This is a genomic window from Streptomyces sp. NPDC101191, assembly GCF_044767915.1.
Classification (GTDB): domain Bacteria; phylum Actinomycetota; class Actinomycetes; order Streptomycetales; family Streptomycetaceae; genus Streptomyces.
In genome coordinates this window covers 492,966-518,341 of the sequence record NZ_JBIWOU010000001.1, presented here as the reverse complement: position 1 = coordinate 518,341, position 25,376 = coordinate 492,966, and the positions used below count along the sequence as shown (strand labels likewise).

Here is a 25,376-nt window from a genome sequence, read left to right as displayed (position 1 = left end):
CCATGAACAAGAACCGCACCGTCCGGATGGCCGCCGCCGCCCTTCTCGGGCTCGGCAGCCTGGGGGTCTTCGCCGGCACCGCGCAGGCCGAGCCGATCGACTACGTGAAGATCGAGCTCGTCCAGCTCACCTGTCACCAGCAGAGCGAGGGCGACCACGACGAGGCGTACCTCAACATCACCGACGCCAACGGCAACCAGGTCAAGGTCTGGCCCGGCAACGGGATCACCTACCAGACCATGGGCACCAACTACGTGCGCTCCATGACCGACGGCAACGGCAACGCGGCCCTGATCCTCGGCCGTGAGCAGGCCCGCACGCTCACGCTCTGGGACAAGGACACCTTCGGCGGAGACGACAAGCTGGGCGCGACCCTGGTCACCGGCAGCGAGGTCGGCTCCGAGATCCAGTACCGCTCCCTGGAGGGCTCCGGCGGCGTCTACACGATCGCCTACCGCGTCATCGACATCTGACGCGGCCGGCCGCCCTCCGCGGCCGACCTGCCCCGCCGGTGCGCCGCGACCCGCTCGCGGGTGGCGCACCGGCGCGAGCAGGAGCCGCGCTCCCGGCCGGGGCCGGTCTGCTCGCGGCCGCGGCCGTGCGGCTGCTCGCCGCCGTGGCCGCGGCCGGCGGCGCCGCCCTCAGGACGAGGCGGCGCGCAGGGAGGCCGTCTTCGCGCGGACCTGTTCGGGGGTGAGGTAGGCGTCCGTGTACTCGAAGTCCCGCAGCGTGCCGGACTTGGAGGCCAGAAAGCCCGTGCGCACGAAGTCGTCCCCGGCCACGGCGTTGAGCAGCCAGTTCGTCATCACCCGGGTCTTCGCCACGTTGGTCCGCAGGGCGCCCCAGTGGTACGCGCGGGCCACCGCCTGGGCGGGCAGGCCGTGGAGTTCCACGCCGAGCGGCTTCGAGACCCCGTCCAGCCCGCCCAGGTCCACGACCAGGCCCAGGTCCTTGTGCTCGTACGGGTGGGTCCGCTCGCCCCGCAGCGTCGCCACGAGGTTGTCGGCGACCACCTTGCCCTGGCGCATCGCGTGCTGCGCGGTCGGCGGGCAGATCGCCCCTTTCTCGCCCTTGGCCAGGTCGGGCACCGCGGCCGCGTCGCCCAGCGCGTACACCCCGGGGAGGCCCGGCACCGTCATGTCCGCCTCGACCGCGAGCCGGCCCCGTACGGTCTCGGCGCCGAGCGTCCCGATGAGCGGGCTCGCGGCGACGCCGGCCGTCCAGATGAGCGTCCGGCAGGGCAGCACCCGTCCGTCGGTGAGCGTCACGTTCTCGTCGTCCACCGAGGCCACGGACACGCCGAGGGAGATCTCGATCCCGCGCTTGCGCAGGATGGCCAGGGCCGCCGCGCCCAGCTTGGGCCCGAGTTCGGGCATCAGCGCGGGCGCGATGTCGACCAGGTGCCACTTGATGAGCCGCGGGTCGAGCCGGGGGTAGCGCTTGACCGCGGTGGCGGTGAGCTGCTGCAGACAGGCCACGGTCTCGGTTCCCGCGTATCCGCCGCCGACCACCACGAACTGCAGCCGCGCGGCCCGCTCGGCCTCGTCCTGGCTCGCGTCGGCGAGGTCGAGCTGGGCGATGACGTGGTCCCGGATGTAGACCGCCTCGGCCAGCGTCTTCATCCCGCGGGCGTGCTCGGCGAGCCCCGGGATGTCGAACGTGCGGGTGACGCTGCCGGGGGCGAGGACCAGGTAGTCGTACGGCTCGGTCTCGAACTCGCCCGCGATGGTGCGCACCACGCAGGCCTTGGCGTCGGTGTCGATGCCGACCGCGCCGCCGGGGATGATCCGGGTCCGGTGCCGCTCGCTGCGCCGCAGGGACAGGGCGACCGACTGCGGGGTGAGGACGCCGGAGGCGACCTGCGGGAGCAGGGGGAGGTAGAGCTGGTAGGAGAAGGGTGAGAGCAGTGAGATCGCGGCCTCCCGCGCGACCAGCCGCCGTTCGAGGCGCCGTACGCACGCGACCCCGGCGAATCCGGCGCCCACCACGAGGATTCTCGGTCGAGACACGATGTCAGCCCGCCCTTCCACGTCCTTGACCGCCGATCGACGGTCCTTGAGGACTGACTAACCGGGTGAATCGTCCGGAAACCATTTTTATCTGCCGAGCGGGTGACCGGCTTGTCGCCGGCGGAAGGGTCCGGGTGCCTGCGGACGCCCCGGGCGGGCGCCGGTGGGAACGCCCCGGGCCGGCGTCGGCGGGCCGGCCCGGGGCGGGCGGGGTCAGCCCGTGATGCTCGGCGTGCCCGTCTCGATGTGGCCGGTGTAGCGGCGCGACCAGGTCCCGTCGATGTCGGCGAGGATCGTGAAGTCGTACCAGCCGTTGCTGTAGGCGACCGCGTTGAAGTAGTCCTCGCGCGAGGACTTCGCCGGGACCGGATACGTCCAGGGGCCGTCGTTGCGGTAGGCGTTGGAACGGATGGTGAAGGTGACGTCCGAGGAGGAGTTGTTGGTCATCCTGAACCAGACGGCGGTCTTCCCGGTGCCCGGCTCGGTCGCGTACCGCGCCGCGACCTCGATGTCCTTGCCCGCCTTGGAGGCGTCGCCGATGAAGCGGCGCAGGAAGCGGTTCGGGCCCATCATCGAGATGTCGTACTTGCCGGAGCCGGAGCCGAGCCCGATGTTGAAGTAGTCGGTGGCCGTGGTGCCCGGGTCGACCGTGTACTGCCAGGCGGCCGTGTCGCGGTACTGGTGCGGATGGATCGAGAAGTGGGCCGGGCGGCGTGCCTCGGTGCCCTCGTTGGTCATGGAGAACCAGGCCAGGATCTTGCCCGCGGCGCCGAACTCGAAGCGGTCGAGGTTGCCGTTGGCCTGGTACGGCACGGCGCGCGCCGGGCGGGTGCCCGACTCCTGGACGGGCAGGGCGTTGTCCTGCGGGGCCGGGTTGGGCAGCGGACCGCAGGTGGACTGCCCGATGACCTTCGCGGTGCCGGGCAGGTTCGCCGGGACTCCGTACACCGGGTGCGCGAAGTCGAAGACGCCGGTCAGGTCGCCGACCACCTTCCGGCGCCAGGCGCTGATGTTCGGACAGGAGGCGGGGGTGCCGAGGGCCGCCGTCCAGACCTCCATGAAGCGCAGGACGGAGGTGTGGTCGAAGACCTCGGAGCTGACCCAGCCGCCCCGGGTCCACGGGGACATGACGATCATCGGGACCCGGAAGCCGAGTCCGATCGGCACCCCGTCGATGTACTCGCCCGCGGTGCCGGGCGGCGCGACCGGCGGGGGCACGTGGTCGAAGAACCCGTCGTTCTCGTCGTAGTTGAGGAAGAGCACGGTCGAGTCGAAGACCTCGGGGTTCGCGGCCAGCGCCCGGTAGACCAGGTCCACGAAGTGCGCGCCGTCGCCCGGCGGGGCGTACGGGTGCTCGGAGAACGCCTCGCTCGCCACCACCCAGGAGACCTGCGGCAGCGTGCCGGCGACGACGTCCGCGCGGATCGCGGCCGCGATGTCGTCCGGGGTCGAGCCGGTCACCTTCGGCACCGAACCCATGCCGCGGTCCCGGAGCGGATCGCCCGGCTTGGCGTCGGTGAACTTCTTGAAGTACGCGAGGCCGTTGTCGCCGTAGTTGTCCTGGGCGTTCTGGTAGACCTTCCAGGTCATCCCGGCCCGCTGCAGCGCCTCGGCGTACGTCTCCCAGGTCAGCCCGGACTCCTCGCCGCCGTCCTTGCTGCCGGCGTCGACCTTGCCGCTCCACAGGAACGTGCGGTTCGGGCCCGTCGCGCTGAGCGTCGAGCAGAAGTACGCATCGCAGATCGTGTAGTTGTCGGCGAGCGCGTAGTGGAACGGGATGTCCCCGCGGTCCAGGTAGCCGAGCGTGCGGGTGTTCCCGACGCCCGTCACCCAGTTGTCCATCCGCCCCTTGTTCCAGGCGGCGTGCTGCGAGGTCCAGCTGTGCGGCAGGTCGCCGTTGCACTGCGCGAGGGTCTCGCCGTCGACGCCGCCCGCCGGGGGAGTCGCGCTCAGCTTCCACGGGTACTGCCGACCGCCCCAGTTGGGCTGGTTGAAGGTGCCCCAGCCGCCGGGTATGTTCCCCGCGGCCCGGTCGCCGAAGCCACGTACACCGCGCAGCCGGCCGAAGTAGTGGTCGAAGCTGCGGTTCTCCTGCATGAGGATCACGACGTGCTTCACGTCGTTGATGGTCCCGGTCGCGGCCGCCGCGGCGGCCGAGGTCGCCTCGGTCGCCCCGGCGGGCAGCGTGGCCCCCGCGACGAGCCCCGCCCCGATCCCTACGAACCCTCTGCGGCTGATGGGAAGCATGCCCCGCCCCTCGTCTCCCGCGTACCCCGGTGGCACGCCGAGGACAGGATGAGGGAACCGGCCGCAAAGGTATACGGCCGTGCAGTAATCGATTGGTTAACTTCCGGAGGACGCTTCGGGCATGGGGGAAGAGGCCTGATGATTGGTCCGTATTCGAACCAATGCGGTCCGGTGGAAGAATGGGAGCACGGGACGCACCCGGGATCCAGATCACGGAGGTGGATCATGGGCGAGGCACGCGACGTCATGGACCGTCTCACCGAGGCGGTGACCCATGGGGATCTCAAGGCGATCGCCGACCTCTACGCCGAGGACGCCGTCGCGCTCACACCCGACGAGGGCGAGATACGGGGACGCGACGCGATCGTCGAGTACTGGCGGACGATGACCACGTCGATACCGGACGCGACGTTCACCTACCGGAACCGCTTCGAGACCGGCGACACCGCGATCGACGAGGGCATCTTCACCGGCAAGAACACCGGACCGATCCCCCTCCCCGACGGGGAGACGCTGCCGGCGACGGGCCGGACCGTCAACATCCGCGGGATCGACCTGGCACAGGTGAAGGACGGCCGGATCACCAGCTACCGGCTGTACTTCGACCAGACGGAGTTCCTCGACCAGCTGGGCCTGCTGCCGGAGGAGTGAGGGTCCACACCGGTCCGGTCCGGGCCCGCCCCGCACCGGCCCGGGGCGGACGGCGCCGTGCCGGTGGCGTGGTCCACAATCGTCGGCATGACCGAGACGAGCACGGACACCGGCTCCGCCGACCCCTACCTCTGGCTGGAGGAGGTCGAGGGCGAGCGCGCGCTCGCCTGGGTGCGGGAGCGCAACGCCGAGACGAAGGCCGAGCTCGCCGACGGCGAGGGCTTCGGCGCGCTCGTCGCCGAGCTGCGCGAGGTGCTCGACGCGCCCGACCGCATCCCGTACACGCGGCGGCGCGGGGAGCACCTCTACAACTTCTGGCAGGGCGCCGGGCACACCCGGGGCGTCTGGCGGCGCACCACCCTCGACGAGTACCGCACCGACGAGCCCGCCTGGGACGTCCTGCTCGACCTCGACGCCCTCGCCGCCGCCGAGGGCGAGGACTGGACCTGGGCCGGCGCGCAGGTGCTGCGGCCCGCGTTCCGGCGGGTCCTCGTCAGCCTCGCCCGGGGCGGCGGCGACGCCGTGGTGGTGCGGGAGTACGACCTGGAGCGGCGGGCCTTCGTCGAGGACGGCTTCCGCCTGCCCGAGGTCAAGACCGACATCGGCTGGATCGACGAGGACCACGTCTTCGTCGGCACCGACCAGGGCCCCGGCTCCATGACCGCCTCCGGATACCCCCGCACCGTACGCCGCTGGCGTCGCGGAACCCCCCTCGAAGCCGCCGAACTCGTCCACGAGGGCGCCGAGACGGACCTCGCCGTCTCCGCCTGGCACGATCCCACCGAGGGCTTCGAGCGCGACTTCGTCACCCGCTACCGGGACTTCTGGCACCACGAGACCCACCTGCTGACCGAGGCCGGCGAGCTGCGCCGGATCGACGTCCCCGACGACGCCGACAGCTCCGTGCACCGCGCATGGCTGCTGGTCACCCCCAAGACGCCCTGGCTCGGGCAGCCCGCCGGCGCCCTGCTCGCCTTCCGTCTCGACGCCTTCCTCGCCGGCGACCGCGAGCCCGAGGTCCTCTTCCTCCCGGACGAGCGGACCGCTCTCGCCGGCCACGCCTGGACCCGCAACCACCTCGTCGTCGAGACCCTCCAGGACGTCGCCAGCCGCATGCACGTCCTCACCCCGGGGCCCGAGGGCTGGCAGCGGCGCGAGCTCGCCGAGATCCCGCCACTCGCCTCCGCCGCCCTCACCGACACCGACCCGGACACCGGCGACGAGTACTTCCTCTCGATCACCGGGCACCTCACCCCGACCACCCTGCACCGCGGCGAGATCGGCCTGCCCGGCGAGACCGTCAAGCAGGCGCCCGAGCGCTTCGACGCCACGGGCCTCGACGCCCGCCAGTACTTCGCGACCTCCGCCGACGGCACCCGCGTCCCCTACACGGTCGTCGGCGCCCGCGAGCACGTCCCCGGCCCCACCCTCCTCACCGGATACGGCGGCTTCGAGGTCTCCCTCACCCCGTCCTACGACAGCGTGCGCGGCCGGGCCTGGCTCGCCCGCGGCGGCACCTACGTGGTGGCCGGCATCCGAGGCGGTGGGGAGTACGGCCCGCGCTGGCACCGCAGCGCCCTCAAGGCCGAGCGGCACCGCGCCTACGAGGACTTCGAGGCCGTCGCCCGTGACCTCGTCGCCCGGGGCGTCACCACCCCCGAGCGGCTCGGCATCACCGGCGCCAGCAACGGCGGCCTCCTCATGGGCGCCATGCTCGTGCGCAGCCCCGAGCTCTTCGGCGCGATCGTCGCCCACGTCCCGCTGCTCGACATGCTGCGCTTCCACACGCTGCTCGCCGGGGCCAGCTGGACCGCCGAGTACGGGGACCCCGACGATCCGGCCGACCGCCCTCACCTCGCCGCGCTCTCGCCGTACCACCGGCTGGCCGCCGGGCAGCCCTACCCGCCCGTGCTGCTCACCACCTCGACCCGCGACGACCGGGTCCACCCCGGGCACGCCCGCAAGACAGCCGCCCGGCTGCGCGAGCTCGGCCACCGGGTGCTGCTCCACGAGACCCTGTCCGGCGGCCACGCCGGAGCGAGCGACCACGAGCAGACCGCCTACAACAGCGCCCTGGAGCACACCTTCCTCTGGCGCACCCTGGGAGCCTGACGCACAAGGGGGCGCCGGCACGGGCGCCCCCCGGCCGTCGGCAGTGTGCGAGCGAGCTCCGCCCCCCGGCCACGTCTTTCGGATGCCCGGGACGCGCGACGGCTCCGCCAGGACTCGCCCCACCCGGTCTCGTCCGGGCGGGTGTGGGCGCCGACCGCGCCGCCAGGGCCCGACACAGTTGTCCGAAGTTCCCGGCGCTCAGTCCTCCCGGCGGGCCAGCAGATAGGCGCGCCGTGTCTCCGCCTCGTGGGCGTAGGGAGCGCGGTCCAGCTCGGCCTCGATCCGGAAACCGGCCTCCCGCAGCGCGGCCGCGACGGCCGCGGGATCCAGGAAGTGGAAGTCGACGTCGACGTCGTGCCCCCACCACTCGGTGAGGTTCTTCACCTCGTCGCCGATGTGGAAGGAAACGAGCAACGGGGCGCCCGGGCGCAGCACCCGGCGGATCTCGGCAAGGGCCGGAGCCAGCTCGTCCGGGGCGAGATGGATGAGCGAGTACAGCGCGACGGCCGCGTCGAACTCGCCGTCCCGCGCCGGCAGTCCGAGCAGGTCGCCCTCGCGGAACTCCGCCCGCGGATACTCCTTGCGGCCGATCGCCACCATCGCGGGGGAGAGATCGACCCCGACCACGGCCCGGCCGCCTTCCGCGAGCCACCCGGCGACGTGCCCGGGGCCGCAACCGAGATCGGCGATCACCGCTCCGTCGCCCGCCTGCTCGGCCAGGGCGGCGAGCAGCGCCCTGTCCAGGGGCTTTCCGTCGAGTTCGCCCCCGATGCGGGTCCGGTATTCCTCGGCCACCACGTCATAGCTGCGTCGTACCCGCTCGTGGACCTCGTCGCCGGTCCCGTCGGCGTCTTCCGTACCCATCATGTCCTGGCCCCCCCTGTCAGCCGCCGAGGCGGCTCCTGCTCACTGCATCGGATGTGTGGGCTGCATCGCCTGCATCGGCTGCATCGGCTGCATCTGCGCGCCGGTCGGGGCGAGCCCGGACGGCGGCATCTGGATCACACGGCTGAGGTCGCGCAGCACCTCCTCGGCGGTCCGGCGCACCTCGCCGGGAACGTCCCCCTGCTCGCGTATGAGCTCGGCGTAGATGGGGGCGGTGGTGTCCGCGTAGTTCATTGCGCTCGCTTCCTCGGCCTTCTGCGACGTACGTCCTCGGGCGGCGAGTCTACGGGGCCCGGCACACCGGCCCGGCCCGGGCCCGGATCGCGGATGCCTCGCCGGCGGCCCGCTCAGGCCTCCTCCGCCGGCGGTCCGGCCCGCTCGTACGTGCGCAGGAGCAGGGCCGTCCCCGGGGCCGTCACCCCTTCCAGGGCGCCGAGCACACGGACGGCGAAGTCGTGCAGATCACGCTTGTCGCGGGGGACGGCGTACCCGACGAGCAGGCGCGTGGTGCCCGAGGTCACCACGCGCCGGCGCACCCCCGGCGCGGTCGGACGCGGCGCCCCGGCCGATCGCCGGCACGGCCCGCTAATTCGCTGGTCAGAGGACGCGGGCACACAGAAGAATGGGCCTCCTTGAACAGGGGAGGGAACCCATGAGCCAGGCGTACCTGACTCTCGACGCGCTGCTGCCGCCGCACGAGCTGGCGGCAGCCGTCGAAGCCGGGCATGTGACCCGCAAGTCGCACCCCGAGCTGCCGCTGTCGATCTACACGTACACGCGGGTCTGCCAGTACGAAGGCGTCTGGAACGAGGTCACCACCCGCTGCCGCGGTCTCGTCGCCGACGACCGCACGGGACGGATCGTCGCCCTGCCGCTGCCCAAGTTCTTCAACGTCTCCGAGCACGAGTCCGATCGCCCCTACGCACCCGCGCTCCCCGACGAGCCGTTCGAGGTGTACGAGAAGGTCGACGGCAGCCTCGGCGTCGTCTTCCACTACGACGGCCGGTGGCGGGTGGCCTCCAAGGGGTCCTTCGCCAGCACCCAGGCCACGTGGGCCCAGCGCCGTCTCGACACCACGGACACCACCGCCCTCGTGCCCGGCGTGACGTACCTGATGGAGATCGTCTACCCGGAGAACCGGATCGTCGTCGACTACGGCACCCGCCGGGACCTCGTGCTGCTCGCCGCCCACCGCCCCGACGGCACCGAGATCCCGCTCGCCGAGGCGGCGACGGCCTGGCACGGCATCGGGTCGGTCGTCACCGTCCACCCGCGCATGCCGCTCGACGAGCTCCTGAAGCTGACCGAGACGAACACGCTGCCCGACGGCAGCCCCGCCAGCGGCATGGACGCCGAAGGCTTCGTGCTGCGCTTCGCCTCCGGTGTCCGCGCCAAGGCCAAGATCGCCGAGTACGTACGCCTCCACAAGGTCCTCACCGGCGTGACGGAGCGCGACATCTGGCGCGGCCACGGCATCCAGCGGTTCGCGGGCACCTCCGCCAAGATCCTGGCCCAGGGCCTCGGCCTGTCCATGGCCGAACTCGGCGGGGTCCGCTCGGCGGGCGGGCGCCCCCTCGACGCCCTCCTGGAGCAGGTGCCCGACGAGTTCGACGCCTGGGTGCGGTCCGTGATCGCACGCCTGGAGAAGGAGTTCGCCGCACGCGAGCAGGCCGTCGAGGAGGCGTACGCTTCCCTGGCCCACCTCGCCGACGACCGGGGCGCCTTCGCCCGGGCCGTCCGGGAGCTGCCCGACCGGCAGCTGCGCTCCGCCCTCTTCCTGCGCCTCGACGGGCGCCGCACCGACCTGCTGCTCTGGCGTGCCCTCCGCCCCGAGGCCGCCGACCCCTTCACCACCGACGAGGAGAACTGACCGTGCCCGTGGTCCACGTCATGACCGGACTGCCGGCCTCCGGCAAGACGACCGCCGCCCGCGCCCTGCAGGAGCGGTCCGAGGGCCGGATGCGCCGTGTGAATCTCGACGACCTGCGCACCATGCTCGACCTGCCGGTCGGCGACCGCCGCTCGCACGCCCACGAGCAGACCGTCCTCGGCATCCAGGACGCGGCGGTGCGCGCGGCCGTCGACGACGGCTTCGACGTCGTCGTCGACAACACGCACCTCACCCCGCACATCCCGAAGCGCCTCAAGGCCGCCGTCGCCGGCCGTGAGGCCACCTTCGTGGTGCACGACTTCACCGACGTGCCCGTCGACGAGTGCGTCCGCCGGGACGCCGCCCGCGAGCGGCCGGTCGGCGAGGAGATCATCCGCATCCTCGCCGACAAGCACGCCAAGGCCACCCGTGGCGGCTGGCGGCTCACCGAAGCCTGGCTCAACGACCGCCCCGCCGCCACCCCGTACGTCGCCGACCCCGCGCTGCCCTCCGCCGTCCTCTGCGACATCGACGGCACCCTCGCGCTGCGCGGCGACCGCGGGCCGTACGACTTCACCCGCTGCGACGTCGATCTGCTCAACGTCCCGGTCCGCGAGGCCCTGCGGGCCTTCCGCGCCGCGCACCAGGACCGGATCGTGCTGCTCTCCGGCCGCAGCGAGGACCACCGGGAGCTCACCGAGGCCTGGCTGAAGCGCTACGAGGTGCCGTACGACGAGCTCTGGATGCGGCCCTCCGACGACGGCCGCTCCGACGACCTCGTCAAGGCGGAGCTCTTCGACTCCCACGTCCGGCACCGCTACGCCGTCCGGGTGTCCCTCGACGACCGGGACCGGGTCGTCGCCGTCTGGCGCCGCATGGGCCTGCCCACGTGGCAGGTCAATTACGGCAACTTCTAGGATCGGGTGGGCCGGTGCCCGCACGGAGCGGGCACGGCACACACGGGGGGAGTACGCAATGAAGCGGCGCTGGGTCAAGGTGCTGGTGATCGTGGTCGTCATACTCGCGGGTCTGTTCGTCGCGGTGGACCGGATCGCGGTGCACTACGCGGAGAAGGAGGCGGTCGCGCTCGCCGAGGAGAGGTACGGCTACGGGGCGGGGTCGACCAACGGCTTCACCGAGGTGTCGATCCACGGCTTCCCCTTCCTCACCCAGGCCGCGGACCTCAGCCTCGACCACGTGACCCTGAGTGCCGGGAACTTCTCCGTCAACACCACGGTCAACGCGCAGGGCGACCACCTCAACGTCCGGAGGCTCGATCTCGACCTGCAGGACCTGACCGCCTCCTCGCTCAGCGCCCGCAGCGCCGGTGCCAACCTGGTCACCGGCCGCGTCACGATCGGCTACGAGGACCTGTCCGGCGTCGTCTCGCGGCTGCTCGGCAAGGGCGGCGCCCTCACGGTCGCGCCGGCCCCCGGCGGCACCGCGGGTGGTCAGGAGGCGGCGCTGCGCATCACCGGGACCTGGGACGGCAGGCCGCTGGACACGGCGGCGAGCGTGGCCGTCGCGGCCGACGAGTTCCAGCTGCGGGTCCCCGAGCTCGGCGGCACCACGTACACCTGGCGGGTGCCCCTGCCCCGGAACATCGACTTCACGGCGGCCCGTTCCCAGCCGGACGGGCTGGAGCTGGACGTGACCGGACACCAGGTCGTCCTGGGCCGCTGACCCGGGCCTTCCGCCCAGCGACGGAGACCGACCGGGACCGGGGGCGGATGCCGGGCCCGCCGTCGCCGTCCTAGGGTGGACACCGGCCCACCCAGCCGCGACCGCACGACCGAGGAGATGTATTCGCGCATGATCCGCCGCACCGACGAGGTCGAAGACCTCATGCACCGCTTCCCGCACGTCCCCAAGGAGGCGGTGATCAAGGAGGACCTGCTGCGCGGCGGCATCGCGTTCGACGACTCGGCCCTCACCGACTCCGGCGACGAGGCCTCGGGCGAGGTCAAGCCCAAGTCGTACTTCATCTTCTCCTTCGACCACCGCACGCTGCCCGAGCTCGGCCAGGCCGCGCTGCGCCGCCCGCCGGAGGAGATCGTCCTCACCGGCGGCCCGTACGAGCTCCGCCGCACCGTCGTCTCCGTCCGGGTGAACCCCGCCTCGCCGTACCGGGTCGCCGCGGGCGAGGACGGCATGCTCGGCCTCTATCTCGACGGAAACCGCATCGCCGACGTCGGCCTCCCGCCGATGCCCGAGTACTACCGCCACACCCTCGCCAACGGGAAGTCGGTGATGGAGGTCGCCCCCACCATCCAGTGGGGCTACCTGATCTACCTGACGGTCTTCCGGGTCTGCCAGTACTTCGGCGCCAAGGAGGAGTGCCAGTACTGCGACATCAACCACAACTGGCGCCAGCACAAGGCAGCCGGACGCCCGTACACGGGTGTGAAGGACGTCGAGGAGGTCCTCGAGGCCCTGGCGATCATCGACAAGTACGACACCACGGGCGCCTCCACCGCCTACACCCTCACCGGCGGGGCCGTCACCTCCCGGGTCGGCGGCAAGGACGAGGCGGACTTCTACGGCCAGTACGCCCAGGCCATCGAGGAGCGCTTCCCCGGGCGCTGGATCGGCAAGGTCGTCGCCCAGGCACTGCCCAAGGCCGACGTCCAGCGCTTCAAGGACTACGGCATCCAGATCTACCACCCCAACTACGAGGTGTGGGACAAGCGCCTGTTCGAGCTGTACTGCCCGGGCAAGGAGCGCTACGTCGGCCGCGACGAGTGGCACCGCCGGATCCTCGACTCCGCCGAGGTCTTCGGCCCGCGCAACGTCATCCCCAACTTCGTGGCGGGCGTGGAGATGGCCGAGCCCTTCGGCTTCACCACCGTCGACGAGGCCATCGCCTCCACCACGGAGGGCCTGGAGTACTTCATGTCCCGCGGCATCACGCCCCGGTTCACGACCTGGTGCCCCGAGCCCACCACTCCGCTCGGCAAGGCCAACCCCTCGGGCGCGCCGCTGGAGTACCACATCCGGCTCCTCGAGGCCTACCGGGCGACGATGGAGTCCCACGGCCTCAGCTCGCCCCCCGGCTACGGCCCGGCCGGCCCCGGCAACGCGGTCTTCTCGGTGAGCTCCTTCATGGACAGCCTCCCGGCCGCCACGGACTGACCGCCGGCACGGCGACGACGCTCCTCCGCCGCATCCGTGCGGCGGAGGAGCGTCGTCGTTCCGGGGCCGGTGGGCCCGCCGGGAGTCAGCGCCTGCCTGCGGCGCCCTGACCCGACCGGGAGTCCAGCGCCAGGACCGCCGTGAGAGCCGCCCTCAGGGCCGCTTCGGGTTCCTCCGACGCGCCGTCGGACCGCCAGGCCACGAACCCGTCCGGGCGGACGAGCACCGCGCCGTTCGCGGTGACGCCGTACGCGGCGGCCCAGTCCACGCCGTCGACGGGGGCGAGCTCCGCGTTGGCGCCCGTGCCGATCCGGTACGAGTCGATCGGCACCGCGAGGCGCTCGGCCACCCGCGCCGCCGCGGCGTGCCATCCGCCGGCCGCGTCCGCGGAACTCAGCAGGACGAGGGACCGCTCGTACAGGTCGAGCGTCGAGATCCGGGCGCCCGCGCGGTCCAGCCACAGGTGGGGAGCACGGCTGCCCGGCTCGCCCGAGAGCCGCAGGCCGTCGGGGACGACCGGCACCGTGACGTCCGCACCCTGGACCGCCCCGTGCGGATAGCGGTAGCCCAGGGCCACGTTGAGGATCCCGCCGGTCCTTCCGCCGGGTCCGCCCGCTCCCGGGCCGGGGGCGTATCCGGGGTGGCTGTGCTCGACCGAACGCGACGACGCGCGGGCGCTCGTCGCCTCGGCGACCGGCCGGCGCTCCGTGTCGTACGAGGTGAGCAGGTCGCGACCGGCCCAGCCACCGAGCACCGCGGACAGCTTCCAGGCCAGGTTGTGCGCGTCCTGGATGCCGGTGTTGGAACCGAAGGCCCCCGTGGGCGGCATCTCGTGGGCCGCGTCGCCCGCGAGGAACACCCGGTCGGAGGAATAGCGTTCGGCGATCCGCTCGGCGGCGTGCCACGGGGCCCGGCCGGTGATCTCCACGTCGAGGTCCGGCACGCCCACGGCCCGTCGGATGTGCTCCCTGCACCGCTCGTCGGTGAACTCCTCCAGCGTCTCGCCGCGCTCGGGATGCCACGGGGCGTGGAACACCCAGCGCTCGCCGTTGTCCACGGGCAGCAGCGCCCCGTCGGCCTCCGGGTTCGTCAGGTAGCAGATGATGAACCGGCGGTCGCCCACATAGGACGCGAGGCCGCGCGAGACGAACGTGATGCTCACGTTGTGGAACAGGTCGCCCGGGCCCGTCTGGCCGATGCCGAGCCGCTCGCGCACGGGGCTGCGCGGGCCGTCCGCCGCGACGAGGAAGTCCGCCCGAATGGTGGTGTGCTCGCCCGTCTCACGGCTCTTGACCTGCGCCGTCACTCCGTCGGCGTCCTGCTCGAACGACATCAGCTCGGTCGAGTAGCGCAGATCCGCGCCCAGCTCCCTGGCGCTTGCCAGCAGGACCGGCTCCAGGTCGTTCTGACTGCACAGACACCACTCGGCGGGGCTGAACCGGCCGAGACTGCCGTCGGAGTCGATCTTCTTGAACAGCCATTCGCCCGCATCGCCCACGAGGGTCGGCGTCTGCAGGATGCCGTTGTTGGCGCCCAGGACGGACGCGGCCTCCTTGATCCGCTGCTGCACCCCGGCGCCCCGGAAGAGCTCCATGGTGCGCACGTTGTTCCCCCGCCCCCGCGGGTGGATCGACGTGCCCGAGTGGCGCTCGACCAGGGTGTGCGGCACGCCGAGGCGCCCCAGGAAGAGCGAGGTGGACAGACCCACGAGGGAGCCGCCGACGATGAGCACGGGCGTACGGTGCCCGATCTCATCGCCGGCCGGTGCACTTCGGTTCATTGGTCCTCCCGCGTCACCTGCGACGCGCGTCGGGGATGGGTTGCAGATGCATGCCCTCCCGGGGCCGCGTCGTCCGCGAGGGGCACCCGAATGACGCGTTCTTCACTCATCCGCGCCGTGGGACTCGCTGGGATCGCCGGACCGCTCAACCATCGGAACATGACGGCGACCCCGGCCGCACGAGCCAGGCCGCCCCTCCCCGCTCTCGAGGAAGAGAAGAGGCGCGTCGTATGACCCCCACCACCGCACGCACATCGCAATCGGCGTTCGACGGATCCCGGCTGCGGGTGATCCTGCTGCTCGACCTGTACGAAGGTGCCCAGCAGCAGTTTCTCGAGGCGTACGAGGTGATGCGCCGGCAGGTCGCCGGTGTCCCCGGACACATCAGCGACCAGCTGTGCCAGTCCATCGAGAACCCCTCCCAGTGGCTCATCACCAGCGAGTGGGAGAGCGCTCCGCCGTTCCTGGCCTGGGTCAGCAGCGAGGAGCACGTCGAGACGGTCAAGCCGATGCACAGCTGCGTCCGGGACACCCGGTCGATGCGCTACAGCATCCTCCGCGAGACCGGAGCCCAGCGGCCGGCCACCCCGGAGGCCCCCGCGGCGTCGCGGACGGCGGCCCGCGTGGGCGACGGAGTGACCCGCCACGCCCTCACCTTCACCGTCAAGCCCGGCTCCGAGTCGAAGGTCGCCGAGCTCCTCGCCGGCTACGAGTCGCCCGAGGCACAGGTCGACGAGAACACCCGGCTGCGCCGCACCTCGCTGTTCATGCACGGCAACCGGGTCGTCCGGGCCGTGGAGGTGGAGGGCGACCTGCTGGTCGCGCTGCGCCACGTCGCCCGGCAGCCCGAGGTCCAGGCGGTCGAGGAGGCCATCAACCCCTACCTGGAGCAGGACCGGGACCTCAGCGACCCCGAGTCGGCCCGCGTCTTCTTCACCCGGGCGGCGCTCCCGGCCGTGCACCACGTGGTCTCCGGCGGCCCGAAGCCCGCCGGCCTGCGCCGGCACGCCCTGTACTACCCGGCCAAGCCGGGCCTGGGCATGGAGCTGGCCCGTCTGCTCGCCGAACAGGACGAGGCGGCCGCGGAGGACCCGAAGAGCCCCGTGTACGGCAGCACCCTCTTCTCGCGCGACGACATCGTGGTGCGGCTCATCGACATCACGGCCGACCTCGACGCGGACCCCGTCGCCTCCCTCGGCGTCAAGGGCGCCGGGAAGGCCTCGGAACTCGAGCGTCTGCTCGACGGACCCGCCATCGGCGTCGAGGGTGCGCTGGACACCGAGCGCAACATCAACCGGCTGCTGTCGCACGCCGACATGCTGCCCGTCACCGACCGCACCTCGGGCGACTCCTGAGCGGGCGACCGCGGCCCTCCGCCCGGCCGTCCCGACCCGTCACCGCACACTCGGAGGTATCAACCATGCTCAAGCAGCTCCCGCACATCGTGAACCTCAGCGACACGGAGCCCAACCGCAGACGCGGAGGTGACATCCGGGCCATGCTCACGCCGGCCACGGTGGGATCCACCAGCGGCTTCATGGGCCTGGCCATCGTGCAGCCGGGCGAGCGGATCGGCGAGCACTACCACCCGTACTCCGAGGAGTTCGTGTACGTGGTCCAGGGGCACTTCGAGGTGGACCTGGACGGCGACACGCACACCCTGCTGCCCGACCAGGGGCTGCTGATCCCGATCGGTGTGCGGCACCGCTTCCGCAACGTCGGCAACGTGGAGGCCCGCATGGTCTTCCACCTCGGGCCGCTCGCGCCGCGCCCCAGCCTGGGGCACGTCGACACCGAGGCCACCGAGGACGCGGAGCCGGCCGTGGCCGGCTCGCACGCGTGCGAGGGCGACCACGGACACGCGGCCGCGCGGACGGGGGCGCTCGAGTGACCCGGCGCGTGGCGGTCACCGGCATCGGGGTGATAGCCCCGGGCGGGGACGGCGCGGCGGCCTTCTGGGACCTGCTCTCCGAAGGCCGGACGGCGACCCGGGGCATCACCCTGTTCGACCCGGCCGGCCTGCGCTCCCGCATAGCCGCCGAGTGCGACTTCGATCCGCTCGCCCACGGCCTGGACCCGGAACTGACCGAGAACACCGACCGGTACGTCCAGTTCGCCGTCGCCGCCGCCGCCGAGGCCGTACGCGACTCAGGCCTCGACACCGAGGCCGAGGACCCCTGGCGCGTCGCCGTCTCCCTGGGAAGTGCCGTCGGCGGCACGACCCGCCTGGAACACGACTACGTCCTGGTCAGCGGAAGCGGACAGCGGTGGGACGTGGACCACCGGGCCGCCGGGCCGAAACTGCACCTGGCGTTCTCGCCGAGCACGCTCGCCTCGGTCGTGGCGGAGCGCTTCGGCGCCCGCGGCCCGGTGCAGACCGTCTCCACCGGCTGCACCTCCGGTCTCGACGCCGTCGGCTACGCCTTCCACACCATCGAGGAGGGCCGGGCGGACGTGTGCATCGCGGGGGCGTCGGACTCGCCGATCTCCCCGATCACGATGGCCTGCTTCGACGCCATCAAGGCGACCTCCCCCGACAACGACGACCCCGAGCACGCCTCCAAGCCCTTCGACAACCGCCGCAACGGCTTCGTCATGGGAGAGGGCGCGGCGGTCCTCGTCCTGGAGGAGTACGAACACGCCCGGGCTCGCGGAGCGCACGTCTACTGCGAGATCAGCGGCTACGCCACGTACGGCAACGCGTATCACATGACCGGTCTGACCAGCGAGGGGCTGGAGATGTCCCGGGCGATCGACACCGCGCTCGCCCAGGCCAGGATCGACCCCACGGCGATCGACTACGTCAACGCGCACGGCTCCGGCACCCGGCAGAACGACCGGCACGAGACGGCCGCCGTGAAGCTGTCCCTGGGCTCCCACGCGTACGAGACGCCCATGAGCTCCATCAAGTCCATGGTGGGGCACTCGCTCGGGGCGATCGGCGCGATAGAGGTCGCCGCCTGCGTGCTCGCCCTGAAGCACCAGGTGGTGCCCCCGACGGCCAACTACGAGACCCCCGACCCCGAGTGCGACCTGGACTACGTGCCGCGCACCGCCCGCCCCCGGAAGCTGAGGAACGTGCTCTCCGTAGGCAGCGGATTCGGCGGTTTCCAGTCCGCCGTGCTCCTGACCGGGCCGGGTGGGAGGACACGATGAGCAGTCAACGGCCACGGCGCACGGCCGTCACCGGGATCGGCGTGATCGCCCCCAACGGACTGCGCGCCGACGCGTACTGGAAGTCGGTCCGTGAGGGCCTCGGCGCCCTGGACCGGATCACCCGGGAGGGGTGCGAGCACCTCCCCCTGAAGGTCGCGGGGCAGGTGGAGGGCTTCGACGCCTCCGCACTGATCGACGAGCGCTTCCTCGTCCAGACCGACCGCTTCACCCACTACGCGATGGCGGCGGCGGCACTGGCCCTGAACGACGCCGGCCTCGGCGGCGAGCACGCCTCGAAGGAGCCCTACTCCATCGGAGTGGTCACCGCCGCCGGATCGGGCGGCGGCGAGTTCGGCCAGCGCGAGCTGCAGAAACTCTGGGGCCAGGGGTCCAAGTTCGTCGGCCCGTACCAGTCCATCGCCTGGTTCTACGCCGCGAGCACCGGTCAGATCTCCATCCGGCACGGCCTCAAGGGACCGTGCGGCGTCGTCGCCAGCGACGAGGCCGGCGGCCTGGACTCCCTCGCCCACGCGGCCCGCGCCGTCCGGCGGGGGACCGGCGCCGTGGTCGTCGGGGCCGCGGAGGCACCGCTCGCCCCGTACTCGATGGCGTGCCAGCTCGGATACCCCGAACTCAGCACCGTCGAGGACCCGGCCCGCGCCTACCGCCCGTTCACGAAGAGCGCCTGCGGGTTCGTCCCCGCCGAGGGCGGCGCCATGTTCGTCGTCGAGGACGAGCGGCGTGCCCTCGACCGGGGAGCGACCGTCCGCGCCTTCGTGGCCGGCCACGGCGCCACCTTCACCGGCGCCTCGCGCTGGGCGGAGTCCCGCGAAGGGCTCGCCCAGGCGATCCGGGTCGCTCTCGACGAGGCCGACTGCCCGCCCGAGGAGGTCGACGTCGTGTTCGCCGACGCCCTGGGCGTTCCGGAGGCCGACCGGGCCGAGGCCCTGGCCATCGCCGACACCCTGGGCGCGCACGCCCGCCGGGTACCGGTGACGGCACCCAAGACCGGCATCGGGCGCGCCTACTGCGGGGCGTCCGTGCTGGACACGGCGGCGGCCGTGCTCGCGATGGAGCACGGCCTGGTACCCCCCACCCCCAATGTGCTCGACATCTGCCACGACCTCGACCTGGTGATGACCCGAGCCCGCCCCGCCGAGCTGCGCACGGCCCTCGTGCTCAGCCGGGGACTCATGGGATCCAACGCGGCGCTGGTCGTGCGCCGCGGCGAAGCCGCCCGGTAGGACCGGGCGGAGAAGGAGAGACACAGTGATCACCAAGGAACTGACCTTCGACGAACTGGCCGCGCTGATGAAGCAGTCGGCCGGCGTGACCGTCGACCCGCAGCAGCTCGCCCAGTCCCCTGAGAGCCTCTTCGGCAGCCTCGGCGTCGACTCGCTCGGCCTGCTGGGCATCGTGGGCGAGCTGGAGAACCGCTACAGCGTGTCGCTCCCGAACGACGCCGAGCGCTGCAAGACGCCGGCGGAGTTCGTCGTGCTGGTCAACGACGTGCTGAAGGCGGGGCGCTGACGTGACCGGACGCACCGACAACAGCATCACCATCGACGCTCCCCTCGACCTCGTCTGGGACATCACGAACGACATCGAGCAGTGGCCGGACCTCTTCAGCGAGTACGCCTCCGTCGAGGTGCTCTCGCGGGACGGCGACACGACCACCTTCCGGCTGACCATGCACCCGGACGACAACGGGAAGGTCTGGAGCTGGGTGTCGGAGCGCACCACGGACCGTGAGAAGCGGATCGTGCGGGCTCACCGCGTCGAGACCGGACCGTTCGCGCACATGAACATCCGGTGGGAGTACGCCGAGATGCCCGGCGGCGTCCAGATGCGCTGGATCCAGGACTTCGCGATGAAGCCCGACGCCCCGGTCGACGACGCGTGGATGACGGACAACATCAACCGCAACTCCCGCATCCAGATGGCCCGCATCAGGGACCGCATCGTGCTGGCCGCGCGCGAGCGCGGCCACGCTCCGGTCGCGCCCGCCTGACGGGCACCCAGGAAGGACGTCCATGCACCACGCACTGATCGTCGCCCGCATGGCGCCGGGCTCGGCGCCCTCGATCGCGGACGTGTTCGCCGAGTCCGACCGCGGTGAGCTGCCGCACCTGGTCGGGGTCAACCGACGCAGCCTGTTCCAGTTCGGCGACGTGTACCTGCACCTCATCGAGTCCGAGCAGGATCCGGCGCCGGCCATCGCCAGGACCGCCGGGCACCGCGAGTTCCGCACCATCAGCGAGCAGCTCTCGGCGTTCGTCAGCCCGTACGACCCGGAGACCTGGCGCAGCCCGAAGGACGCCATGGCGCACTGCTTCTACCGCTGGGAGCGGGCCGCCGGCTCCTGAGGCCCCACCCGGCAGCGACCCCGAGGCCGCCGGCTCCGTCCCACGGAGCCGGCGGCCTCGAAAGCGTCCGGGATCCTTCTCGCCCCTGTCCGGGACCTCGTGCGGGTCGGGGTCCCTCCCTTCTCGTGCGGGTTCCGGTTCCTTCTCGCCCGTGTCCGGGACCCTTCTCGTGCGGGTCCCGGTTCCTTCGCGCGGGGGTCCGGGCCTCACGTCCGTCTCCGGTCCTGACCGGCCCCCCGGCCGGCCCGTGGCACGAGAGTGCGCACCGGCCGGGGGCCGGTGCGCACGGGGGAGGGGACCGTCCGTCAGGCGGGCACGGTGCACTCGAAGGCGTGGAGGTAGGCGTTGACGGGACGGACCTCGCCGAGGACGAGTCCGGCGCCGGTCAGCCGTTCCACCATGCTCGCCCGGGTGTGCTTGGCCCCTCCGACGTTGAGGAGCAGCAGGAGGTCCATCGCCGTCGTGAACCGCATCGACGGGGTGTCGTCCACCAGGTTCTCGATGACGACGACGCGGGCGCCGGGGTCCGCCGCCTTGCGGATGTTGAGCAGCGTCCTGCGGGTGCTCTCGTCGTCCCACTCCAGGATGTTCTTGATGATGTACACGTCCGCCCGGACGGGGATGTCCTCGCGGCAGTCGCCGGGCACGATCCGGACCCGGGAGGCCAGGGAGCCGCCCTTCCGCAGCCGCGCGTCGGCGTTGCCCACCACCGCCGGGAGGTCGAGCAGCGTGCCGTGCATCTCGGGGTGCTTCTCCAGCAGACTCGCCAGGACGTGCCCCTGGCCGCCGCCGATGTCCACGACCGACGTCGCGTCGCCCAGGTCGAGCAGTGCCGCGACGTCGCGTGCCGACTGCTCGCTCGACGTGGTCATGGCGCGGTTGAACACATGCGCCGACTCGGGCGCGTCCTCGTTGAGATAGGCGAAGAACTCCCTTCCGTACACGTCCTCGAAGACGTTCCGGCCGGAGCGCACCGCCTCGTCGAGCCGGGGCCACACGTCCCACGTCCAGGGCTCCGTGCACCACAGGGCGATGTAGCGGAGGCTGTGCGGATCGTCCTCGCGCAGCAGGCGGGACATCTCGGTGTGGGCGAAGGTGCCGTCCGGCAGCTCCGCGAAGACCCCCTGGCTGGACAGCGCGCGCAGCAGCCGCCGCAGGGTGGCCGGCTCGGTCGTCACCGCGGCCGCGAGGTCCTCCACCCGCAGGGGCGTGTCGCCCAGGGCGTCGGCCACTCCGAGACGTGCGGCCGCGCGCACGGCGGCGGCCGCGGCCGCCCCGAAGACGAGCTCCCTCAGCCGCATGGGCGGCGGGGGAGCCGGATCAAGAGTCGTCATGTCTCGCTTTGCCTTTGCTGTCGTGCCGTGCGATGCCGGCGGGCGTGGGGGTGAGGGGCGGGAAGGGCGGTGGCACGGTCAGCACAGGCCGGCGGGCTCGGAGACGCCGCACGTGTTGCGGCGGAAGGTGTTGCCCGTCCCGGCGGTGTCCCGATTCGCCAGGTCGGCGCTGCCGTTGCGCAGCACCACGTTGTCGCGGATCTCGTTCCGCTCGCTGACCACGCCCACGAAGCTCTTGAAGAGCACGATCCCGCCGGACAGCGGTGAGGTGCCCACGTTGTCCACGACCCTGTTGTGGGCGACGACGGTCTCCTCGGCGCCGGTCAGGACGATGCCCGAGCCCTGCAGGGCCGGCAGCCGGGGGGTCTTCGGGCACAGCTTGTTGTTGTCGTGGATGTTGTTGCGGCGCACGCTCATCGCGCCCGCCCGGGGCGAGGACTCGTCGCCCACGACGAACACGGCGGCACAGTTGCCGCTCGCCTCGTTGCGCTCGACGGCCAGGTTGCGCAGGCGCCGGACCGTGATGCCGATCCGGTTGCCGGACACCCGGTTCTCGCTGACGCGGGTGCCCATCGTGTCCGTGGCGCCCTGCTCCTGGTCGAGGGTGTTGCCCAGGAACAGGCCGGCGTCGCCGTTCTCGCGGGCGATGTTGCGGCGCAGCGTGCTGCGTACGGACCTCTCCTGGGCGATGCCCCAGGTGCCGTTCTTCTCGGCGGTCACCTGCTGGACCTTCAGCCGGTCGGTCCACGAGGCCCACAGCCCGTTCCTGGCGAAGCCCCTGAGGGTCAGCGAGCGCACGGTGACGCCCTCGACGGGATGTCCGTCGGTGCCCGTCACGCAGATGCCGTTGCCCGCCTTCGCGCAGGTGTCGGTCCCGGCGCCGGGCTCCAGGACGGTCGGCAGGCCGCCCGCGCCACGCAGCGTCAGCCGCGAGGTGGTGATCCGGACGCTCTCGCGGTAGGTGCCGGGGGACAGGACGATCGTGTCGCCGGGCTTGGCGGCGTCCACGGCCTTCTGGATCGACCCACCGGGCATCACCCGGTGGATCGAACGGCTCTCGAGTGACGGTGCGGCGGCACCCAGCCCTGTGGCGGCGAGAGCCGTGCTGCACGCCAGGAGGGCGATCTGTCGTCTGGTCATATCGCGAAGCTATGAGCGCGGGTTCCGCCCCGCCACCGGTGATCGCCCGGGTGGGCCGGGGCCGATCGGGGCGTTCGGCGCCCGGCCCGCCCGGACCCGGTGACCCGGACGCCGGAAGCCGCCGCTCCTTCGGGCGTACGGCGAAGTGCGCCTCGCCCGTTCGCACCTGAGGCGGCGTCATATGTGACGATCCGTGTTCATGGCTGTGACCTGCGGTGACAGGGCGAACGGGGGCGAGCGGCACCCGTCCGGCGGACAACCGGGGGCGGTTCTCGCCTTGCGATGATCACCGGCCGGCCTTTGCCTCGTGCATGGAGCACAGCACAGCGTCGGCAGACGAGCCGGCGGGCTCCGCCGAAGGAGAGACGCATGAGTCCCGCACGTACCGCTCTGCAGGCCGCCCTGATCGTGGGAACCCTCGCCCTGTCCGGCTCCGCGGCCCTCGCCGCGGAGCCCGGGGTCGGGGGTTCCGCGAGTGACGTCCGGATCTACCCGGCCAAGGCGTCGCCCGGCACCACCGTCACCGTCGTCACGACCGCGTGCGGCAAGGAGACCTACGGCAAGGGGGAGTCGGAGACGGCCGGCCAGTTCCACCTCTTCCAGGGCGACCGGCCGGGCGTTCTGGTGGGCACGTTCCAGGTGCCCGAGGGCGCCGCGTCGGGCACGGACACGGTGACCCTCAAGTGCCCGCCGCGCATCAAGCAGACGGTGACCTACCAGGTCTCCGGCAGGCCGAACGGTGCCGTCGACGCCGGATACGGCTGGGCCGCGGCGGCCGAGGAGACGGACTCCTCGAACGGTCAGCTCGTCCTCGGCGCGCTGCTGCTCGGCGGTGCCGTCGCGGGCGGAGCGGTCCGCATGCGCCGGCACGCCACGAACACCAGGCCCTCGGCCTGACCGTGCCGCCCTCCCCGGGCCCGCCTCCGCACGGAGGGCGGGCCCGGGGAAGGCGCCGGTTCGAGCGAAAGCATCCTCGACATGACGCAAGGCACCGCGCGGCGGGTCCGTGACACGACGCCGCGGCGGATCCCCTCGTTCGGCGCGATCGGCTGGACGGCCCTCGTCGGCCTGATCCTCCTCGTCCGGGCGCTGGGCGACACCCCGGTCACGCCGTCCACGGCCGCGCACGCGCGACCACCCGTCACGCGCCCCGTCCCGGAGGCCCGGGTGCCCCGCCCCGCGGCCCGGCCCCTGCCGCCGTCGGTCCCGGTGAGCATCAGGATCCCGGACATCGGGGTCGCCGCCGAACTGGCACGGCTCGGGCTCGACCCCCGGGGCAGGCTCCGGCCGCCCCCCGTCTCGGCCCCGGCCCTCGCCGGCTGGTACGCCGACGGCACCGCTCCCGGAGCGCGGGGTGCGGCGGTCGTGACCGGCCATGTGGACAGCCCCTCCGGACCCGCCGTCTTCTACCGGCTCGGGACGCTCACCCGGGGCGCCGAGATCGCCGTCGACCGCGAGGACGGACGTACGGCGGTGTTCACGGTCGACGCGGTGGAGGTCCACGCGAAGGACGCGTTCCCCGACGACAAGGTGTACGGCGCGTCCGACCGCCCCGTGCTGCGGCTGATCACCTGCGGCGGGTCCTGGCGCAGCGGCTCCGGGTACGACGCCAACGTCGTCGTGTACGCGACCCTCACCGCGGCGGAGTAGTCGGCCGACCGCCGCGCCCCCCGCCCGTTGCGCCGCCACCCGCCCCGCCACCCGCCCCGCCACCCGCCCGCCGCCGCGCCACCCGCCCGTAGCCCCGCCCGGGGCGGGACGTGCCCGGCGGGCGCCCGGCCCCGGGCGTCAGCCGGGCACGTCCGGCCGACGCGTCCGGCGGGCGGTCCGTCCTCCGCCCGTGGTCGTCGGCGGGTGCGCGGGCATGTCAGGATCGGGGGATGACAGAGAAGATCATCGCGGCGTGCGACGGCGCCTCGAAGGGCAACCCCGGGCCCGCCGCCTGGGCCTGGGTCATCGGGACCGAGAGCGGTGAGGTCGCCCACTGGGAGGCCGGGCCGCTCGGCACGGCGACCAACAACGTGGCTGAACTGACCGCGCTCCTGAGGCTCTTGGAGCGCCTCGACCCCGCCGTGCCCGCCGAGGTGCGGATGGACTCGCAGTACGCGATGAAGGCCGTCACCACCTGGCTCCCGGGCTGGCGCCGCAAGGGCTGGAAGACCTCGGCCGGCACCCCGGTCGCCAATAAGGAACTCGTCGTGGCCATCGACGAGCTCCTCTCCGACCGGCGCGTGGAGTTCGTCTACACGCCCGCCCACCAGGTCGACGGCGACCCGCTGAACGATGCGGCCGACCGTGCCGCCAGCCACTCCGCCCGCAGCCAGGAGCCCGCCGGGTCCGCCGCCGGCTCCCCGCTGCCCCCGCCCGAGCCGGCCTCCGCGCGCCCCGCGGCCAAGCGTTCCGCGAAGACCGCCGGGGCCGCCCGCCCGCGGCGCTCCGCCGGCGGCTCCTCCGCGCCCTCGCTGAAGGCCCGGTTCCCCGGACGGTGCCGCTGTGGACAGACGTACGGGAAGGGCGAGACGATCATGAAGAACTCCGACGGCTGGGGCCATCCGACCTGCGCGGATGCCGTTTCCTGAGGGTTCGCGCAGGGGGTCGCTGCGCTGAACGGGGGATCGGGGTAAACCGGACATTCACCTGGCTGTGTGCACGGGTTCGTGTGGGGTTCTGTTCTCGGAGCCCTCGGGGCTGCAT

25 protein-coding genes are annotated in these 25,376 nt (G+C 72.4%); 17 read left to right on the top strand and 8 right to left on the bottom strand.

The annotated features are described in order from the left end of the window. Positions 1 to 2: 2 nt before the first annotated feature. Complete coding sequence (locus tag ACIRQF_RS02355) at positions 3 to 473, top strand: hypothetical protein (protein ID WP_382479508.1); 471 nt, start codon at positions 3 to 5, stop codon at positions 471 to 473. A gap of 168 nt (positions 474 to 641) precedes the next feature. On the opposite strand, the gene ACIRQF_RS02350 is transcribed toward ACIRQF_RS02355, so the two are convergent. Both ACIRQF_RS02350 and ACIRQF_RS02345 read right to left on the bottom strand, forming a co-directional pair. Next, positions 642 to 2,009, bottom strand: a complete 1,368-nt coding sequence (locus tag ACIRQF_RS02350; RefSeq protein WP_376627948.1) for an NAD(P)/FAD-dependent oxidoreductase — start codon at positions 2,007 to 2,009, stop codon at positions 642 to 644. Between the two features lie 213 nt (positions 2,010 to 2,222). Next, positions 2,223 to 4,256, bottom strand: coding sequence for a phosphocholine-specific phospholipase C (locus ACIRQF_RS02345; protein ID WP_404088121.1), 2,034 nt, complete (start codon positions 4,254 to 4,256; stop codon positions 2,223 to 2,225). 225 nt (positions 4,257 to 4,481) lie between these two features. Here ACIRQF_RS02345 and ACIRQF_RS02340 point away from each other — a divergent pair, with 225 nt between their 5' ends. Together ACIRQF_RS02340 and ACIRQF_RS02335 are read left to right on the top strand one after the other, a co-directional pair. Continuing rightward, complete coding sequence (locus tag ACIRQF_RS02340) at positions 4,482 to 4,907, top strand: ester cyclase (protein WP_404088119.1); 426 nt, start codon at positions 4,482 to 4,484, stop codon at positions 4,905 to 4,907. A gap of 87 nt (positions 4,908 to 4,994) precedes the next feature. Beyond that, complete coding sequence (locus ACIRQF_RS02335) at positions 4,995 to 7,019, top strand: prolyl oligopeptidase family protein (RefSeq protein ID WP_404088117.1); 2,025 nt, start codon at positions 4,995 to 4,997, stop codon at positions 7,017 to 7,019. A gap of 198 nt (positions 7,020 to 7,217) precedes the next feature. On the opposite strand, the gene ACIRQF_RS02330 is transcribed toward ACIRQF_RS02335, so the two are convergent. The 3 genes from ACIRQF_RS02330 to ACIRQF_RS02320 all read right to left on the bottom strand — a co-directional run bounded on the left by ACIRQF_RS02330 (position 7,218) and on the right by ACIRQF_RS02320 (position 8,428). Next, complete coding sequence (locus ACIRQF_RS02330; RefSeq protein ID WP_389753990.1) at positions 7,218 to 7,886, bottom strand: class I SAM-dependent methyltransferase; 669 nt, start codon at positions 7,884 to 7,886, stop codon at positions 7,218 to 7,220. A gap of 39 nt (positions 7,887 to 7,925) precedes the next feature. Continuing rightward, positions 7,926 to 8,138: a hypothetical protein gene (locus tag ACIRQF_RS02325; RefSeq protein WP_382479497.1), complete on the bottom strand. Its 213-nt coding sequence runs from the start codon at positions 8,136 to 8,138 to the stop codon at positions 7,926 to 7,928. 113 nt (positions 8,139 to 8,251) lie between these two features. Then, the gene (locus ACIRQF_RS02320; protein ID WP_404088114.1) at positions 8,252 to 8,428 is read right to left on the bottom strand and encodes a hypothetical protein; all 177 of its coding nucleotides are present in this window, start codon (positions 8,426 to 8,428) and stop codon (positions 8,252 to 8,254) included. Between the two features lie 128 nt (positions 8,429 to 8,556). Here ACIRQF_RS02320 and ACIRQF_RS02315 point away from each other — a divergent pair, with 128 nt between their 5' ends. The 4 genes from ACIRQF_RS02315 to ACIRQF_RS02300 all read left to right on the top strand — a co-directional run bounded on the left by ACIRQF_RS02315 (position 8,557) and on the right by ACIRQF_RS02300 (position 12,906). Next, positions 8,557 to 9,774: an RNA ligase gene (locus ACIRQF_RS02315; RefSeq protein WP_404088112.1), complete on the top strand. Its 1,218-nt coding sequence runs from the start codon at positions 8,557 to 8,559 to the stop codon at positions 9,772 to 9,774. 2 nt (positions 9,775 to 9,776) lie between these two features. After that, positions 9,777 to 10,691, top strand: a complete 915-nt coding sequence (locus ACIRQF_RS02310) for an AAA family ATPase (protein WP_404088110.1) — start codon at positions 9,777 to 9,779, stop codon at positions 10,689 to 10,691. Positions 10,692 to 10,749: 58 nt separating this feature from the next. After that, complete coding sequence (locus tag ACIRQF_RS02305; RefSeq protein WP_404088108.1) at positions 10,750 to 11,457, top strand: DUF2993 domain-containing protein; 708 nt, start codon at positions 10,750 to 10,752, stop codon at positions 11,455 to 11,457. A gap of 129 nt (positions 11,458 to 11,586) precedes the next feature. Beyond that, positions 11,587 to 12,906: a radical SAM protein gene (locus tag ACIRQF_RS02300; RefSeq protein ID WP_376627930.1), complete on the top strand. Its 1,320-nt coding sequence runs from the start codon at positions 11,587 to 11,589 to the stop codon at positions 12,904 to 12,906. A gap of 85 nt (positions 12,907 to 12,991) precedes the next feature. Here ACIRQF_RS02300 and ACIRQF_RS02295 read toward each other — a convergent pair whose 3' ends face one another. Next, on the bottom strand, positions 12,992 to 14,686 hold the full coding sequence (locus ACIRQF_RS02295; RefSeq protein ID WP_404088106.1) for an FAD-dependent oxidoreductase: 1,695 nt from the start codon (positions 14,684 to 14,686) through the stop codon (positions 12,992 to 12,994). Positions 14,687 to 14,916: 230 nt separating this feature from the next. Between ACIRQF_RS02295 and ACIRQF_RS02290 the strand changes: the two genes are divergently transcribed. The 7 genes from ACIRQF_RS02290 to ACIRQF_RS02260 all read left to right on the top strand — a co-directional run bounded on the left by ACIRQF_RS02290 (position 14,917) and on the right by ACIRQF_RS02260 (position 20,208). After that, on the top strand, positions 14,917 to 16,041 hold the full coding sequence (locus ACIRQF_RS02290) for a SchA/CurD-like domain-containing protein (RefSeq protein ID WP_376627926.1): 1,125 nt from the start codon (positions 14,917 to 14,919) through the stop codon (positions 16,039 to 16,041). Positions 16,042 to 16,106: 65 nt separating this feature from the next. After that, positions 16,107 to 16,577, top strand: coding sequence for a cupin domain-containing protein (locus tag ACIRQF_RS02285; protein ID WP_376627924.1), 471 nt, complete (start codon positions 16,107 to 16,109; stop codon positions 16,575 to 16,577). Then, on the top strand, positions 16,574 to 17,842 hold the full coding sequence (locus ACIRQF_RS02280; RefSeq protein WP_404088104.1) for a beta-ketoacyl-[acyl-carrier-protein] synthase family protein: 1,269 nt from the start codon (positions 16,574 to 16,576) through the stop codon (positions 17,840 to 17,842). Before ACIRQF_RS02285 ends, ACIRQF_RS02280 begins: the two co-directional genes overlap by 4 nt. Next, positions 17,839 to 19,086, top strand: a complete 1,248-nt coding sequence (locus ACIRQF_RS02275; RefSeq protein ID WP_382479479.1) for a ketosynthase chain-length factor — start codon at positions 17,839 to 17,841, stop codon at positions 19,084 to 19,086. The genes ACIRQF_RS02280 and ACIRQF_RS02275 overlap by 4 nt, the downstream gene beginning before the upstream one ends. 25 nt (positions 19,087 to 19,111) lie before the next feature. Next, positions 19,112 to 19,372 carry an acyl carrier protein gene (locus tag ACIRQF_RS02270; protein ID WP_376627919.1) on the top strand — a complete coding sequence of 87 codons (261 nt, stop codon included), beginning with the start codon at positions 19,112 to 19,114 and terminating at the stop codon, positions 19,370 to 19,372. A 1-nt stretch (position 19,373) separates the two neighbouring features. After that, on the top strand, positions 19,374 to 19,853 hold the full coding sequence (locus tag ACIRQF_RS02265) for an SRPBCC family protein (RefSeq protein ID WP_376627917.1): 480 nt from the start codon (positions 19,374 to 19,376) through the stop codon (positions 19,851 to 19,853). Between the two features lie 22 nt (positions 19,854 to 19,875). Next, positions 19,876 to 20,208 (top strand): TcmI family type II polyketide cyclase, encoded by a 333-nt coding sequence (locus ACIRQF_RS02260; RefSeq protein ID WP_404088101.1) that lies wholly within the window; start codon positions 19,876 to 19,878, stop codon positions 20,206 to 20,208. 305 nt (positions 20,209 to 20,513) lie between these two features. Here ACIRQF_RS02260 and ACIRQF_RS02255 read toward each other — a convergent pair whose 3' ends face one another. Together ACIRQF_RS02255 and ACIRQF_RS02250 are read right to left on the bottom strand one after the other, a co-directional pair. Further along, positions 20,514 to 21,542 carry a methyltransferase gene (locus ACIRQF_RS02255; protein ID WP_376627913.1) on the bottom strand — a complete coding sequence of 343 codons (1,029 nt, stop codon included), beginning with the start codon at positions 21,540 to 21,542 and terminating at the stop codon, positions 20,514 to 20,516. Between the two features lie 78 nt (positions 21,543 to 21,620). Next, positions 21,621 to 22,682 carry a nitrous oxide reductase family maturation protein NosD gene (locus ACIRQF_RS02250; protein ID WP_404088099.1) on the bottom strand — a complete coding sequence of 354 codons (1,062 nt, stop codon included), beginning with the start codon at positions 22,680 to 22,682 and terminating at the stop codon, positions 21,621 to 21,623. Between the two features lie 369 nt (positions 22,683 to 23,051). On the opposite strand from ACIRQF_RS02250, the gene ACIRQF_RS02245 reads away from it, so the two are divergent. The 3 genes from ACIRQF_RS02245 (at position 23,052) to ACIRQF_RS02235 (ending at position 25,261) form a co-directional block, all read left to right on the top strand. Further along, positions 23,052 to 23,579, top strand: coding sequence for a sortase (locus tag ACIRQF_RS02245; protein ID WP_404088098.1), 528 nt, complete (start codon positions 23,052 to 23,054; stop codon positions 23,577 to 23,579). An 81-nt stretch (positions 23,580 to 23,660) separates the two neighbouring features. Beyond that, positions 23,661 to 24,332 (top strand): class F sortase, encoded by a 672-nt coding sequence (locus ACIRQF_RS02240; protein WP_382479471.1) that lies wholly within the window; start codon positions 23,661 to 23,663, stop codon positions 24,330 to 24,332. A 230-nt stretch (positions 24,333 to 24,562) separates the two neighbouring features. After that, complete coding sequence (locus ACIRQF_RS02235) at positions 24,563 to 25,261, top strand: RNase H family protein (protein WP_382479469.1); 699 nt, start codon at positions 24,563 to 24,565, stop codon at positions 25,259 to 25,261. The last annotated feature ends 115 nt before the right edge of the window (positions 25,262 to 25,376 follow it).

What these genes read in the sequence shown, in the direction of transcription:
- ACIRQF_RS02330 (WP_389753990.1), bottom strand. Translation starts at nt 7,886, where the DNA reads ATGATGGGTACGGAAGACGCCGACGGGACCGGCGACGAGGTCCACGAG.
- ACIRQF_RS02285 (WP_376627924.1), top strand. Translation starts at nt 16,107, where the DNA reads ATGCTCAAGCAGCTCCCGCACATCGTGAACCTCAGCGACACGGAGCCC.
- ACIRQF_RS02315 (WP_404088112.1), top strand. Translation starts at nt 8,557, where the DNA reads ATGAGCCAGGCGTACCTGACTCTCGACGCGCTGCTGCCGCCGCACGAG.
- ACIRQF_RS02340 (WP_404088119.1), top strand. Translation starts at nt 4,482, where the DNA reads ATGGGCGAGGCACGCGACGTCATGGACCGTCTCACCGAGGCGGTGACC.
- ACIRQF_RS02305 (WP_404088108.1), top strand. Translation starts at nt 10,750, where the DNA reads ATGAAGCGGCGCTGGGTCAAGGTGCTGGTGATCGTGGTCGTCATACTC.
- ACIRQF_RS02295 (WP_404088106.1), bottom strand. Translation starts at nt 14,686, where the DNA reads ATGAACCGAAGTGCACCGGCCGGCGATGAGATCGGGCACCGTACGCCC.
- ACIRQF_RS02240 (WP_382479471.1), top strand. Translation starts at nt 23,661, where the DNA reads ATGACGCAAGGCACCGCGCGGCGGGTCCGTGACACGACGCCGCGGCGG.
- ACIRQF_RS02235 (WP_382479469.1), top strand. Translation starts at nt 24,563, where the DNA reads ATGACAGAGAAGATCATCGCGGCGTGCGACGGCGCCTCGAAGGGCAAC.
- ACIRQF_RS02300 (WP_376627930.1), top strand. Translation starts at nt 11,587, where the DNA reads ATGATCCGCCGCACCGACGAGGTCGAAGACCTCATGCACCGCTTCCCG.
- ACIRQF_RS02255 (WP_376627913.1), bottom strand. Translation starts at nt 21,542, where the DNA reads ATGACGACTCTTGATCCGGCTCCCCCGCCGCCCATGCGGCTGAGGGAG.
- ACIRQF_RS02250 (WP_404088099.1), bottom strand. Translation starts at nt 22,682, where the DNA reads ATGACCAGACGACAGATCGCCCTCCTGGCGTGCAGCACGGCTCTCGCC.
- ACIRQF_RS02325 (WP_382479497.1), bottom strand. Translation starts at nt 8,138, where the DNA reads ATGAACTACGCGGACACCACCGCCCCCATCTACGCCGAGCTCATACGC.
- ACIRQF_RS02245 (WP_404088098.1), top strand. Translation starts at nt 23,052, where the DNA reads ATGAGTCCCGCACGTACCGCTCTGCAGGCCGCCCTGATCGTGGGAACC.
- ACIRQF_RS02335 (WP_404088117.1), top strand. Translation starts at nt 4,995, where the DNA reads ATGACCGAGACGAGCACGGACACCGGCTCCGCCGACCCCTACCTCTGG.
- ACIRQF_RS02290 (WP_376627926.1), top strand. Translation starts at nt 14,917, where the DNA reads ATGACCCCCACCACCGCACGCACATCGCAATCGGCGTTCGACGGATCC.
- ACIRQF_RS02260 (WP_404088101.1), top strand. Translation starts at nt 19,876, where the DNA reads ATGCACCACGCACTGATCGTCGCCCGCATGGCGCCGGGCTCGGCGCCC.
- ACIRQF_RS02345 (WP_404088121.1), bottom strand. Translation starts at nt 4,256, where the DNA reads ATGCTTCCCATCAGCCGCAGAGGGTTCGTAGGGATCGGGGCGGGGCTC.
- ACIRQF_RS02355 (WP_382479508.1), top strand. Translation starts at nt 3, where the DNA reads ATGAACAAGAACCGCACCGTCCGGATGGCCGCCGCCGCCCTTCTCGGG.
- ACIRQF_RS02275 (WP_382479479.1), top strand. Translation starts at nt 17,839, where the DNA reads ATGAGCAGTCAACGGCCACGGCGCACGGCCGTCACCGGGATCGGCGTG.